The organism is Pseudomonas sp. RP-B7 (assembly GCF_059803535.1).
This window is the reverse complement of the sequence record NZ_JAPFHC010000027.1, coordinates 12,313-26,268: the sequence shown is the minus strand read 5'-3', so window position 1 is coordinate 26,268 and position 13,956 is coordinate 12,313. Positions and strand designations below refer to the sequence as shown.

Below are 13,956 nucleotides of genomic sequence, written 5' to 3'. Positions count from 1 at the left end.
TCTCCAGTGGTCGTGCAAGGTGCCTGGAAAGGGCACCAAAGGGCTTTTAAACGCTTGTTGATGCCTGAAATTTCCCGTTTCAATACGCGTATGCCAAACTAACCCGCATATAGACAAGGTGAAAACTCTCTAATGGCCGATTGGCAGTCCCTCGATCCCGAGGCCGCTCGTGAAGCGGAAAAATATGAAAACCCTATTCCTAGCCGCGAACTGATCCTGGCGCATCTCGCCGATCGGGGTTCGCCTGCTAGCCGCGAGCAGTTGGTTGAAGAATTCGGTCTGACCACCGAAGACCAGCTCGAAGCCCTGCGCCGCCGCTTGCGTGCCATGGAGCGCGACGCACAACTGATCTACACCCGCCGTGGCACTTATGCACCTGTGGATAAGCTTGACCTGATCCTGGGCCGCATCGCCGGCCACCGTGACGGCTTCGGCTTCCTGATCCCGGACGACGGCAGCGACGACCTGTTCATGAGCCCGGCGCAAATGCGTCTGGTGTTCGATGGCGACCGTGCGCTGGCGCGCGTGTCTGGCCTCGACCGTCGTGGTCGCCGTGAAGGCGTGATCGTCGAAGTGGTGTCCCGTGCCCACGAGTCCATCGTTGGCCGTTACTTCGAAGAAGGCGGCATCGGCTTTGTAGTGCCGGATAACCCGAAGGTCCAGCAGGAAGTGCTGATCACCCCAGGTCGCAATGGCGCCGCCAAGGTCGGTCAGTTCGTCGAGGTGAAGATCACCCACTGGCCAACCGCACGGTTCCAGCCACAGGGCGATATTGTTGAAGTGGTCGGCAACTACATGGCGCCGGGCATGGAAATCGACGTTGCGCTGCGCACCTACGATATTCCTCACGTCTGGCCTGAGGCTGTGCTGAAGGAAGCCGCCAAGCTCAAGCCGGAAGTGGAAGAAAAAGACAAAGAAAAACGCATCGACCTGCGCCATCTGCCGTTCGTCACCATCGACGGCGAAGATGCCCGCGACTTCGACGATGCGGTCTACTGCGAAGCCAAGCCGGGCAAGCTGCGTCTGTTTTCCGGCGGCTGGAAGTTGTTCGTTGCGATTGCCGACGTGTCCAGCTATGTGAAGATCGGTTCGGCCCTGGACAACGAAGCCCAGGTGCGCGGCAACTCGGTGTATTTCCCCGAGCGCGTGATTCCGATGCTGCCCGAGCAGCTGTCCAACGGCCTGTGCTCCCTGAACCCGAAAGTCGACCGTTTGGCCATGGTGTGCGAGATGACCATCTCGAAAACCGGCGAAATGACCGACTACCAGTTCTATGAAGCGGTGATCCACTCCCAGGCGCGCCTGACCTACAACAAGGTCAGCACCATCCTGGAAACGCCGAAGACCAGCGAAGCCAAGGCCCTGCGTACTGAATACGCAGGCGTAGTGCCGCACCTCAAGCAGCTTTATTCGCTGTACAAAGTGTTGCTGGGCGCCCGTCATACCCGTGGCGCGATCGATTTTGAAACCCAGGAAACCCGGATTGTCTTCGGTTCCGAGCGCAAGATCGCCGCGATTACCCCGACCACGCGTAACGATGCCCACAAGCTGATCGAGGAATGCATGCTGGCGGCCAACGTGGCCACTGCCGAATTCCTGCAGAAGCACGAAATTCCTGCGCTGTATCGCGTGCACGACGGCCCGCCGCCGGAGCGTCTGGAGAAGCTGCGCGCGTTCCTCGGCGAGCTCGGCCTGTCCCTGCACAAAGGCAAGGACGGCCCGACGCCGAAGGACTACCAGGCACTGCTGGCGAGCATCAAGGATCGTCCGGATTACCACGTGATCCAGACCGTCATGCTGCGCTCCCTGAGCCAGGCGGTGTACAGCGCCGATAACCAGGGCCACTTCGGCCTGAATTACGAAGCGTACACGCACTTCACTTCGCCGATCCGTCGTTACCCGGACCTGCTCACGCACCGCGCGATCCGCAGCGTGATCCATTCCAAGCAGAACACCCCGCACGTTAAGCGCGCCGGTGCCATGACCATTCCGAAGGCACGGATCTATCCGTACGACGAAGCGGCCCTGGAACAGTTGGGCGAGCAGTGCTCCATGAGCGAGCGCCGCGCCGACGAAGCTACCCGCGACGTGGTGAACTGGCTCAAGTGCGAGTTCATGAAGGATCGCGTAGGCGAGTCGTTCCCAGGTGTGATCACCGCCGTCACCGGCTTTGGCCTGTTTGTGGAGCTGACCGACATCTACGTCGAAGGCCTGGTACACGTTACCGCCTTGCCGGGTGACTACTACCACTTCGATCCTGTGCATCACCGCCTGGCGGGCGAGCGCACCGGTCGCAGCTTCCGTCTGGGCGACACCGTGGAAGTGCAGGTCATGCGCGTCGATCTCGACGAGCGCAAGATCGATTTTGGTATGTCCGACAAGCCGGCCGAGTCGCCGGGTAGCCGTAAAAAGCGTGGCAGTACACCCACTGCTCCGGCAAGCAAAGGCAAGGGTGCCCCTGCCAAAGCAGCGCCTGAGCCTGAGCCGGCCAAGGCTGGTCGTCGCTCTGCGGCCAAGGAAAAAGCCCCCGAGGCCTACCGCCCGAGCGACGCCGCGGCGAAAAATGCCGAGCTGCGCAAGAGTCGTGAGTTGAAGCAGCAGTTGCTCAACGAAGCCAAAAGCGGTGGTAAAGCGGCGTCTGGGGGAAAGTCCCACGGGGCGGAAAAACCGTCGAGCAAGCCGAGTAAACACCGTAAAGGCCCGCCGAAAGCGGGCTCGGCCCCTGCCAAAAGCAGTGGGTCGCGCAAACCTAAGGCCAAGTCATGAGTCTGGAAAAAATCTACGGCGTACACGCCGTGGAAGCACTGCTGCGTCACCACCCGAAGCGCGTCAAGCAAGTGTGGTTGGCAGAAGGTCGCAGCGAGCCGCGCGTTCAGGCGCTGGTTGAGCTGGCGAACCAAAACAAGGTTGCCATCGGTCAAGCCGAGCGTCGTGAAATGGACGTTTGGGTCGAAGGCGTTCACCAGGGCGTGGTTGCGGACGTAAGCCCGAGCCAGGTCTGGGGCGAGGCGATGCTCGACGAGCTGCTCGACCGTACCGAGGGTGCGCCGCTGTTGCTGGTGCTGGACGGCGTGACCGACCCGCACAACCTCGGCGCCTGCCTGCGTTCGGCAGATGCTGCCGGCGCACTGGCGGTGATCGTGCCCAAAGACAAGTCGGCCACCCTGACGCCGGTTGTGCGCAAGGTTGCCTGCGGTGCAGCGGAAGTGATTCCGCTTGTGGCCGTGACCAACCTGGCGCGCACCCTGGAGAAACTCCAGCAGCGCGGCTTGTGGGTCGTGGGCACGGCAGGGGAGGCGGAGGTCAGCATTTATGACCAGGACCTCACCGGCCCGACCATCCTGATCATGGGCGCCGAAGGCAAGGGCATGCGTCGCCTGACCCGTGAGCACTGCGATTATCTGGTGCACCTGCCGATGGCCGGTAGCGTCAGCAGCTTGAACGTGTCGGTTGCCACCGGCGTGTGCTTGTTCGAAGCGCAGCGTCAGCGTGGCGCGAAGGCCAAGCCGAAGAAGTAACTAGGTCTGTCGCAGGCCAAATGTGGGAGCGGGCTTGCTCGCGAATACGGTATGTCAGTCACTGCAATTGGGGCTGATACACCGTATTCGCGAGCAAGCCCGCACCCACATTGGTTTGTGTTTGGCCTGAGAAGGTGATTGTTCAAATAATCACCAATCACCTTGCACGCTTCCTCCCCCTTCTCTACAATTGCGCCCCTTGCCTTCCTGGCGGGCACCGATGTGTCCCCCTTCGGCAAGATCCATAAGTGTCATTCACTCCTTGTCTGACCGTTTTTGAGCGGCAGGCTACAACCCGTAAGGAGCATTCATGCGTCATTACGAAATCATCTTTTTGGTCCACCCGGATCAAAGCGAGCAAGTCGGCGGCATGGTTGAGCGTTACACCAAGCTGATCGAAGAAGACGGCGGCAAAATCCACCGTCTGGAAGATTGGGGCCGTCGTCAACTGGCCTACGCAATCAACAATGTTCACAAGGCTCACTACGTGATGCTGAACGTTGAGTGCACTGGCAAGGCCCTGGCCGAGCTGGAAGACAACTTCCGCTACAACGATGCAGTGATCCGTAACCTGGTCATCCGTCGCGAAGAAGCCGTTACCGGCCAATCCGAGATGCTCAAGGCTGAAGAAAACCGCAGTGAGCGCCGTGAGCGTCGCGACCGTCCTGAGCACGAAGGCGCTGAAAGCGCTGATAGTGATGACAGCGACAACAGCGACAACGCTGACGAGTAATCCACGGACCTTTTAAGGAGCCTATCAAATGGCACGTTTCTTCCGTCGTCGTAAATTCTGCCGCTTCACCGCTGAAGAAGTGAAGGAGATCGATTACAAAGATCTCAACACTCTGAAAGCCTACGTATCCGAGACCGGCAAAATCGTTCCAAGCCGTATCACCGGTACCAAAGCTCGTTATCAGCGTCAGCTGGCCACCGCTATCAAGCGCGCCCGCTTCCTGGCCCTGCTGGCCTACACCGACAGCCACGGCCGCTGAGACCGGGCAGTCGACAAGTAGTAAGGGATTGAATGCATGCGCGCCTTAGCTGAGTTCATCATGCGCGGTCGTGTGCAGGCCACTCTGGTAGTGGCTGGATGTGCGGCATTGCCGTTGCTTTATTGGTTGGGTGCTGCCGCTGGTTGCCTTGTGCTGCTGCGGCGCGGTTTGAAGGACGCCCTTGGCGTTCTTGCCCTGGGATTGTTGCCTGCCTTGATCTGGTGGGTGCAATTGGGTGATCCACGGGTACTTCTGGTACTGCTGGGGTCATCGAGCCTTGCGTTGGTTCTGCGCGCAAGTGAGTCCTGGGTCCGCACGCTGCTGGTCAGCGTGGCATTGGGGTTGGTGTACTCAGTGATGCTTGGCGCGGCTTTCCGCCCGCAAATCGAAGCGCTGTCGCAAGAGATCGTCAAGATCCTGCCGATGGCCCTCGGGGATCTCTACCAGCAATTGTCGGTAGATGAGCGAGCGCGGTTTGCGTCACTGATTGCCCCGGTCCTGACCGGCCTGATTGCGGCATTGTTGCAGGTCGTCAGCGTGCTGAGCCTGATTGTTGGGCGCTATTGGCAGGCGTTGTTGTACAACCCGGGTGGTTTTGGTCGCGAATTTCGCAGTATCAGAATCCCAGCGGGGCCGGCGATGTTGCTGCTGGCGTGCATGGTTGTCGGGCCGAATTTCGGCCCACAGATGGCCGTGTTGGCGCCGATTTGCAGCGTACCGCTGGTGTTTGCCGGATTGGCCCTGATTCATGGGCTGGTTGCGCGAAAGCGCCTGGCCAAATTCTGGCTGGTGGGGTTGTACGTCACGCTGTTGCTGTTCATGCAGCTGATCTATCCGTTACTCGTGGTCTTGGCCATTGTCGACGGCCTGATTGATTTTCGCGGTCGTCTGGCGCCGAAAGACGCCGACAACGCGAACGGTGAAGGTTAAAAGTTAGAGGATTTTCACATGCAACTGATCCTTCTGGAAAAAGTCGCCAACCTGGGCAACCTGGGCGACAAAGTGAACGTTAAGGCCGGCTACGGTCGTAACTACCTGCTGCCATACGGCAAAGCCACCGCTGCAACCGCTGCCAACCTGGCTGCGTTTGAAGAGCGTCGTGCTGAGCTGGAAAAAGCAGCAGCAGACAAGAAAGCTTCGGCCGAAACTCGCGCTGCCCAACTGGCTGAGCTGGAAGTGACTATCACTGCCACCGCCGGTGACGAAGGCAAGCTGTTCGGTTCGATCGGCACCCACGACATCGCTGATGCACTGACCGCCTCCGGCGTTGAAGTGCAGAAGAGCGAAGTTCGTCTGCCGAACGGCACCATCCGCAACGTAGGCGAATTCGACGTAGCCGTGCACCTGCACGCCGAAGTTGAAGCCACCGTACGCGTTGTCGTGGTAGCAGCTTAAGTCGCACCTAACTGACTGGCACCTACGGTGTCAGCCGGTTAACATCGGGCACGATCCTGTTTACAGGTCGTGCCTTTTGTTTTTCTACACACCCCAAATTCCAAGTGGCCATGAACGATATTTCAGCTCCTGAGCAATACGATCTGCAAACCGCTGCCCTGAAGGTGCCGCCGCATTCCATCGAGGCCGAACAGGCCGTGCTCGGTGGCTTGATGCTGGACAACAACGCCTGGGAGCGCGTGCTGGATCAAGTCTCGGACGGTGATTTCTATCGCCATGACCACCGCCTGATCTTCCGTGCCATCGCCAAGCTGGCCGACCAGAACTCGCCGATCGACGTGGTGACCCTGGCCGAGCAGCTGGACAAGGAAGGCCAGACCTCCCAAGTCGGCGGTCTGGGCTACCTCGGTGAACTGGCAAAAAATACGCCGTCCGTCGCCAACATCAAGGCGTATGCGCAGATCGTCCGCGAGCGCGCCACCCTGCGCCAGTTGATCGGCATCAGCACCGAAATCGCCGACAGTGCCTTCAACCCCGAAGGCCGCACCGCCGCCGAGATCCTCGACGAAGCCGAACGCCAGATCTTCCAGATCGCCGAAGCACGCCCGAAGACTGGCGGCCCGGTGGGCGTCAACGAGCTGTTGACCAAGGCCATCGACCGTATCGACACGCTGTTCAATACCGATAACGCCATCACCGGTATTTCCACCGGCTACACCGACCTCGACGAGAAGACCAGCGGCCTGCAACCGGCCGACCTGATCATCGTCGCCGGCCGTCCATCCATGGGTAAAACCACCTTTGCGATGAACCTGGTGGAAAACGCCGTGTTGCGCAGCGACAAGACCGTATTGGTGTACTCCCTGGAGATGCCAGGTGAATCGCTGATCATGCGGATGCTCTCGTCCCTGGGCCGTATCGACCAGACCAAGGTCCGTGCCGGTCGCCTGGAAGACGACGACTGGCCGCGCCTGACCTCGGCGGTCAACCTGCTCAACGATCGCAAGTTGTTCATCGATGACACCGCGGGCATCAGCCCGTCGGAGATGCGCGCACGTACCCGCCGCCTGGTGCGTGAGCACGGCGACATTGCGCTGATCATGATCGACTACCTGCAATTGATGCAGATCCCCGGCTCCAGCGGCGACAACCGCACCAACGAGATTTCCGAGATTTCCCGGTCCCTCAAGGCCCTGGCCAAGGAATTCAACTGCCCGGTGGTGGCGTTGTCCCAGCTCAACCGCTCCCTGGAACAGCGTCCCAACAAGCGCCCGGTGAACTCCGACTTGCGGGAATCCGGAGCGATCGAGCAGGACGCCGACGTCATCATGTTCGTGTATCGCGACGAGGTGTACCACCCCGAGACCGAGCACAAGGGCATCGCCGAAATCATTATCGGTAAGCAGCGGAACGGGCCGATCGGCTTTATCCGCCTGGCGTTCATCGGCAAGTACACTCGCTTCGAGAACCTGGCGCCGGGTAGCTACAACTTCGACGATGACGAGTAACGCTGGCTAAGGCCTGGCAAACAGATCCCGGATCGTGGCTTCGTCGTATTGGTAGTTCCAGCGTAATTCACTGCCCGCTTGGATGTTTTCGCTGGCAAAAAGCCCGGTGAGGATCAGTTGCTCCGAAGGGCCGTCGCCTGTTTGGGCCTGGACCCGAAACTGCGCGGCTTCAACGTTATAGCCAGTGGCGGCCTGCCGGACCGGGGTGCCCGCAGTGTCGTAGTCAAATAGGGTGTTGATCCGCGACAGCACATTGTCTCCAGAGAGCACTGGCTGGGTATTCACTGCAAAGGGAGTGGTCGGCCTGACGTTTTTCACTGCCATCAGATAAGGGTCCCTGCGCGCCTTGGCAATGAACAGGGGCAACAACTCTCCACCGTAGACACCCAGTGCTTCACCGGCTGCGAGGGGGCGCCGGCTGATAACGGTGGCTTGGCCGATCAGCGAGGCTTCTTGGGGAAATCGTTGATGGGCTGCTGTGAAGGGCACCACCTCGAGTTTGTCTTCATAAAGCTGTGCGACGCTTTCATAGCCTTCCCACCGGATGTATGGACGAAGCTGAATATTCTCGTATACACGGTTGGACGTTAACGATCTTCCTCGACTTTGTAGCAGCCGAATACGCATCGGCTTGCCTTGTTGGTCGCGTAGCGGATAACGGCCGTTGTTGGCACGATCATAATGACCCCGGTAGTTTTGGCTGAATTGATAGCCGCGCTCGGCGCGCATGTGGTTCAGTTCTTGACGTGTGTATTGCGCCTTTACCCAGCCCTCTTCGGCGGACAGGTACGTGCTGGAGGTGTGGGTCGACTCAAAATCCGCGCTCGAATCCATGTCTTCAGCTGACGGTGTAGGGGAGTTTTCTCCGCCGAGTAATTTTCCTTTGGCGGGATCAATTTCCCAGCCCCCTCCGGCTTTGCTACGCAGGTAGGGTTGATAGAACCTGAAAGGGCTGCGGGTGTCGATCAGCCGCCATCCCGGATGGGCAGGTTTGACTCGGTAATATTTCTGACTGTCTTGAATGTAATAACGGCAACTGCCGTCCGATAGCGCAGGGGTTCGATGGATGTTGTCAGGCCCTGCTGTCAGCCCGGACAACGGCGCCGTTTCCGCGAATAGCGGGTCGAGTGCTATTCCTGCGCCGTTTGATGCCGGCGGGAAAGGCGGCAAGGCTCGGCAAGGCGTCGGGCCCTCGGCCAATAGCCGTTGGGCGGTTTTGTGCAGTGCCTGCTCAAGGCTGGTTGTGCCCGATTGGCTGAGCAGTGCGCTGTGTTCAGTGGGGGAGAGTGTTTGCTCAATCGCCTCAGGCAGAGGAAGGGGGGCGCTCGGTTGTGCCCCTTGGGCGTCGTGGATGGCGTATAGCTCGCCTTGTCGGATCAAGGCATGCGGTGCGCTGGCCTCGCCGTCACCGATACTCCCCAGAAGCGGGCCGTCGGCGCTGCCATCATACAGTTCAAGCCTGTGGGAGGCGGGCCAGCCGGGAATCTGTTCCAGGGTGTACAGCGCCATCGGCACGCTCTCGCGGTTGCGCATCGAGCCGAGGAAAATACTGCTTTTTAGCCGCGTGGCGTCTGCCGCGCAGCGGTAGGCGTTGGCCTCCTCAAGCAATAGGTCGGGCAGGCCTTCGCCCTTTTGCAGGCGCTGGTGTTCCGGCTGCGTAAGCGTGGACTCCAGTTCTTCGAGGTGGCTTTTGGTCAGTTCCGGTATGAGTGTGCGCATGCTTGTTTCAGCCGGGGTGATGGCGGTTTCACTTGCGCCATTGAGCTGGGAAAACAGCCACTGTTTTTTTTGCGAGGCGTGCTTGGTCAATACCGTGGCCAGGTTTTCGGTTTTGGTGAAATAGTCGATGGGGGTAGGGGGCAAAAGCTGATTGAACTCGGTCTGTGGCAACTGCTCTTGCACCACATGCAACAGCTCTCCCTTTCTGAACCGGGCCTCACTGACGTTGATTTGCAGTGTTCCATTGCCGGCGCTCATCAAAATTTTCTGTTGCTTGTCCACGACCCTCAATACGTACGAGGCGGGCCACTCCGGCAGCGAGCCCAGCAGGTGAAACTGAATAAGTGGCGATAGCGCTGTCACCGAGGCACCCTCGGCGCGTTCCAGGTTGAAATCACTGATTTCCTGGTCCAGGTTGAAGTGCCTGACGGTGTCACGCAGTAAGGGCGGTGGACGGACCATCTCTTCATGGGCCAGGCGTATCGTCGTGGTGTCTGCGCCGCTTAGCAACAGGATAGGTTCGACGGCGTGTGGCTTGATGTTGGCAGCGTCGGGGCCCAGTCGCTTGATCAGTTTGAAGTTGTCCCAGTCCAGGGGCGTCTCGTGCGCGTGGCGCCAACCGCCTGCGCCATTGGTGAGCAGCGGCGGCGAGTACGCATGCGGGTCAGAGGGGTGTGACAGCTCCCATTGGCTGCCAATGGGTGAGCGTCGGGCGGCATAGGCATGGTCATCCAGTTTCACGTAGTACTGCTGTTCGTGAGAATACAGCCCCTGTTTGTCGGCAACCCAATGGTTGGGCAGCGCTTCCGGCTGACGGTAAGGCTTCAGGTCAGCGTGCCACAGGCGCCATCCTTGGTTGCGCACCTGTACTTTCACCAGCCCCGCAGTGAACCGTCCGGCCTTGATGGCGCCGGCGGTGGCGACGGCCATGGCGACATTGTCGATCACGTCCAACAGATCTTCGAGCGCTGCGTGGCTGTCGCCTCGGCGCCAGGCGGCAAACCCGTTGTAGACCGTGCCGATCAATTGCGCGCCGGTGACAATCAGGAGCGCTTCACCCACGATGGGCACGAACGATGCGGCGAAAAACAGCAGGGATTTGCCCAGGTCTATGTAGTACTGCAAGCGCTTTTGTCGGCTGATAATGTCGGCCTGTGCTGTGGGGACTGCCACTGCGCAAGCGTCGCTTTCGATCTGCGCGAAACGCTTCAAGCTGATGGCTTGGAACAGATGGCCAGTGATGCCAGTCAGTGTCAGCGGTTTTTCCAGGTGGGCGGGCCTGATTTTTCCCGGTGAGCCAACAGGCAGCCAATCCACCCAACTGGGCTTCACGGCCAGTAGTGATTCTCGCAAGTGCACGGGGACCAGGCCTTTGAAAAACGCCAGGTATTGCGGTTGCAGAAGGCGTGCGGTGAGTTGTGTTTCCAGTTCCTGCATCGTCTGGTGTAGACGGATGGGGGCTGTCGGATCTTCGGGGGTGTAGAGGATTGGCTGGGTCTCGGCCCGGAGGTCGTAGATAACCAGAACGCTGGGCAGCACCACCCCGCCGATGGTCAGATGGTTGCAGGTCAGGGCAACGTGATGGCCGTGTTCTGTGAGGCCGCTCAAGTCCTCGTAAAGGGTTTGCGGTATGTCGCCCTTGAGGTAGGCCAACTGAGCAGCCACGGCGAGCTTGTGTTGTTCGTGCTCGCGGAAGTGTCCGCGCACCACCACGCTGGATTTGATGACCGCGCGAATATGGTTGAGGTATTTGCCGCCCAGGTCCAGCCGGCGACAGAAGCCGGCGAAGAGGGTGGGTGATTGCAATGTATCAATGCGCCCGGAGGCGCTGGTGTTAAGAATCTTCGAGCCTGCCTCCATGCCATCGTCTTCAGCCTCCGACGCCTCGAAGTTCTGTAGCGCCGCTTCCAGAAGGGATTGTTCGGTGGTGCGTGCGTGGGTATGCAGCAGTCCGAGCAGGTGGCTGGTTTTCCACTCGCGAACCAGGATCGACGTCTTCGCATCCAGCAGCGTCAGGTACTCACTCTTCATGGCCTGCTCGAGCAGGGGGAGCGCGAACGCCTCCGGGCTCTGGATGCGATCGAAGACCGCTTGAAGTTGATGCCTGGATTGATTGCCTTTGAGCAAACTGTTGCGCAAGGCGGTGCGTATATCCGCCGGCGCTCGGGCCAGCCATGTGGGGAGCTGGGTTTTGATGAAGTCTGCGTGGGCATCGGGGCCCGGGGCGGGCGGGGATAGAGCGGTGTGACTGTTCATCGGCATTTCCAACGGAATAGGGGGCGTTGCGAAAGCCTATTCATGGCGCCGTAGGGCAAGGGCCTAGCGGATTAGGCCCCGCACACCCGCAAATTAGGCTTGTTGCCGGATTAAGCAGGGGGCGTGGTAAAAGCCGACCATTGCCGTCGGAATTGGTCAAAATTTGTGCTATATTCCGCCCCCGCGATTTTTCATCTCAACACCGGTCACCGTCATGCAAACAGCCAAGCCGTTATTTGACTATCCCAAGTATTGGGCCGAATGCTTCGGTCCAGCGCCATTCCTGCCCATGAGCAGGGAGGAGATGGATCAGCTTGGCTGGGATTCCTGCGACATCATCATCGTCACTGGTGATGCCTACGTTGACCATCCGTCGTTCGGCATGGCGATCATCGGCCGGCTGCTGGAGTCCCAGGGCTTCCGCGTCGGGATCATTGCCCAACCGAACTGGCAGTCCAAAGACGACTTCATGAAGCTCGGCGAGCCGAACCTGTTCTTCGGCGTCGCGGCCGGCAACATGGACTCCATGATCAACCGCTACACCGCCGACAAGAAAATCCGCTCCGACGACGCCTACACCCCCGGCGGCATGGCCGGCAAACGCCCGGACCGCGCCAGCCTGGTGTACAGCCAGCGCTGCAAGGAAGCCTACAAGCACGTGCCGATCGTGCTCGGTGGCATCGAAGCCTCCCTGCGCCGCATCGCGCACTACGACTACTGGCAGGATCGCGTACGCAACTCGATCCTGATCGACGCCTGCGCCGACATCCTGCTGTACGGCAACGCCGAGCGGGCGATTGTCGAAGTCGCCCAGCGCCTGTCGTGGGGCCACAAGATCGAAGACATCACCGACGTGCGCGGTACCGCGTTCATTCGTCGTGACACGCCGGCAGGCTGGTACGAAGTGGACTCCACGCGTATCGACCGCCCGGGCAAGATCGACAAGATCATCAACCCGTACGTCAACACCCAGGACACCCAGGCCTGCGCCATCGAGCAGGAAAAGGGGCCGGTGGATGACCCGGAAGAAGCCAAGGTCGTACAGATCCTGGCCAGCCCGCGCATGACCCGCGACAAAACGGTGATACGCCTGCCTTCCGTGGAAAAAGTCCGCGGCGATGCGGTGCTCTACGCCCACGCCAACCGCGTGTTGCACCTGGAGACCAACCCAGGTAACGCCCGCGCCCTGGTGCAGAAGCATGGTGAAGTGGATGTGTGGTTCAACCCGCCGCCCATCCCGATGACCACCGAAGAAATGGACTACGTGTTCGGCATGCCTTACGCCCGCGTCCCGCACCCGGCGTATGGCAAGGAGAAGATCCCGGCCTACGACATGATCCGCTTCTCGGTGAACATCATGCGTGGCTGCTTCGGCGGCTGCACCTTCTGCTCGATCACCGAGCACGAAGGCCGCATCATCCAGAACCGTTCCGAAGAGTCGATCATTCGCGAGATCGAAGAGATCCGCGACAAGGTCCCGGGCTTTACCGGAGTGATCTCCGACCTCGGCGGTCCGACCGCGAACATGTACCGCATCGCCTGCAAGAGCCCGGAAATCGAATCCGCGTGCCGCAAGCCGTCGTGCGTGTTCCCCGGCATCTGCCCGAACCTGAACACCGACCACTCTTCCCTGATCCAGCTGTACCGCAGCGCTCGTGCGTTGCCGGGGGTGAAGAAGATCCTGATCGCGTCCGGCCTGCGCTACGACCTTGCGGTCGAGTCGCCGGAATACGTCAAGGAGCTGGTAACCCACCACGTGGGTGGTTACCTCAAGATCGCCCCGGAACACACCGAGGAAGGTCCGCTCAACCAGATGATGAAGCCGGGCATTGGCAGCTATGACAAGTTCAAGCGCATGTTCGAGAAGTACACCAAGGAAGCGGGCAAGGAGCAGTACCTGATCCCGTACTTCATCGCCGCCCACCCGGGCACCACCGATGAAGACATGATGAACCTGGCCCTGTGGCTCAAGGGCAACGGCTTCCGTGCCGACCAGGTGCAGGCGTTCTACCCGTCGCCTATGGCCACTGCCACGGCCATGTACCACTCGGGCAAGAACCCGCTGCGCAAGGTCACCTACAAGAGCGACGCGGTGACCATCGTCAAGAGCGAAGAGCAGCGCCGTCTGCACAAGGCGTTCCTGCGTTATCACGACCCCAAAGGCTGGCCGATGCTGCGTGAGGCACTGACCCGCATGGGCCGCGCCGACCTGATCGGTCCGGGCAAGGAGCAGTTGATCCCGCTGCACCAGCCGAGCACTGACAGCTACCAGAGCGCCCGTCGCAAGAACTCGACGCCGGCCGGCAGCCATAAGGTCGCCAAGGAAACCACCACCAGGATCCTCACCCAGCACACCGGTCTGCCACCGCGCGGCAGTGACGGCAGCAACCCGTGGGACAAGCGTGAGCAAGCCAAGGCCGCGGCCCAGGCCCGCAACAAGCAGGCCGCCAAGGAACGTAGCGATGCGGCGAAGGGCAAGGGCGGCAAGCCTGCGCGCAAGCCGGTGGTGCCGCGTTGATCGACGCGTGAATATGCAAAATGCCAGCCGAGTGCTGGCGTTTTGCTTTC

At 60.2% G+C, this 13,956-nt stretch carries 9 protein-coding genes; 8 read left to right on the top strand and 1 reads right to left on the bottom strand.

What is annotated here, in order from left to right; all coding sequences use genetic code 11:
* Positions 1-132: 132 nt before the first annotated feature.
* The 7 genes from rnr to dnaB all read left to right on the top strand — a co-directional run bounded on the left by rnr (position 133) and on the right by dnaB (position 7,413).
* Positions 133-2,766, top strand: a complete 2,634-nt coding sequence (gene rnr / locus OPU96_RS21530) for a ribonuclease R (protein ID WP_192300269.1) — start codon at positions 133-135, stop codon at positions 2,764-2,766.
* A complete protein-coding gene (gene rlmB, locus OPU96_RS21525) occupies positions 2,763-3,518 on the top strand; it encodes a 23S rRNA (guanosine(2251)-2'-O)-methyltransferase RlmB (protein ID WP_226455607.1) in 756 nt (251 codons plus the stop codon). Before rnr ends, rlmB begins: the two co-directional genes overlap by 4 nt.
* Before the next feature lie 310 nt (positions 3,519-3,828).
* Positions 3,829-4,251, top strand: coding sequence for a 30S ribosomal protein S6 (gene rpsF / locus OPU96_RS21520; RefSeq protein WP_003217491.1), 423 nt, complete (start codon positions 3,829-3,831; stop codon positions 4,249-4,251).
* Between the two features lie 28 nt (positions 4,252-4,279).
* Complete coding sequence (gene rpsR, locus OPU96_RS21515; RefSeq protein WP_003171373.1) at positions 4,280-4,510, top strand: 30S ribosomal protein S18; 231 nt, start codon at positions 4,280-4,282, stop codon at positions 4,508-4,510.
* 36 nt (positions 4,511-4,546) lie between these two features.
* Positions 4,547-5,440 (top strand): YybS family protein, encoded by an 894-nt coding sequence (locus tag OPU96_RS21510; protein WP_192300267.1) that lies wholly within the window; start codon positions 4,547-4,549, stop codon positions 5,438-5,440.
* 18 nt (positions 5,441-5,458) lie between these two features.
* Positions 5,459-5,905, top strand: coding sequence for a 50S ribosomal protein L9 (rplI, locus tag OPU96_RS21505; protein WP_003171376.1), 447 nt, complete (start codon positions 5,459-5,461; stop codon positions 5,903-5,905).
* A gap of 110 nt (positions 5,906-6,015) precedes the next feature.
* Positions 6,016-7,413: a replicative DNA helicase gene (dnaB, locus tag OPU96_RS21500; RefSeq protein WP_192300266.1), complete on the top strand. Its 1,398-nt coding sequence runs from the start codon at positions 6,016-6,018 to the stop codon at positions 7,411-7,413.
* 6 nt (positions 7,414-7,419) lie between these two features.
* Here dnaB and OPU96_RS21495 read toward each other — a convergent pair whose 3' ends face one another.
* Complete coding sequence (locus OPU96_RS21495; RefSeq protein ID WP_498559652.1) at positions 7,420-11,388, bottom strand: dermonecrotic toxin domain-containing protein; 3,969 nt, start codon at positions 11,386-11,388, stop codon at positions 7,420-7,422.
* A 214-nt stretch (positions 11,389-11,602) separates the two neighbouring features.
* On the opposite strand from OPU96_RS21495, the gene OPU96_RS21490 reads away from it, so the two are divergent.
* Entirely contained in the window at positions 11,603-13,906 is a 2,304-nt protein-coding gene (locus tag OPU96_RS21490) for a YgiQ family radical SAM protein (RefSeq protein WP_192300264.1), read from the top strand.
* Positions 13,907-13,956 lie beyond the last annotated feature (50 nt).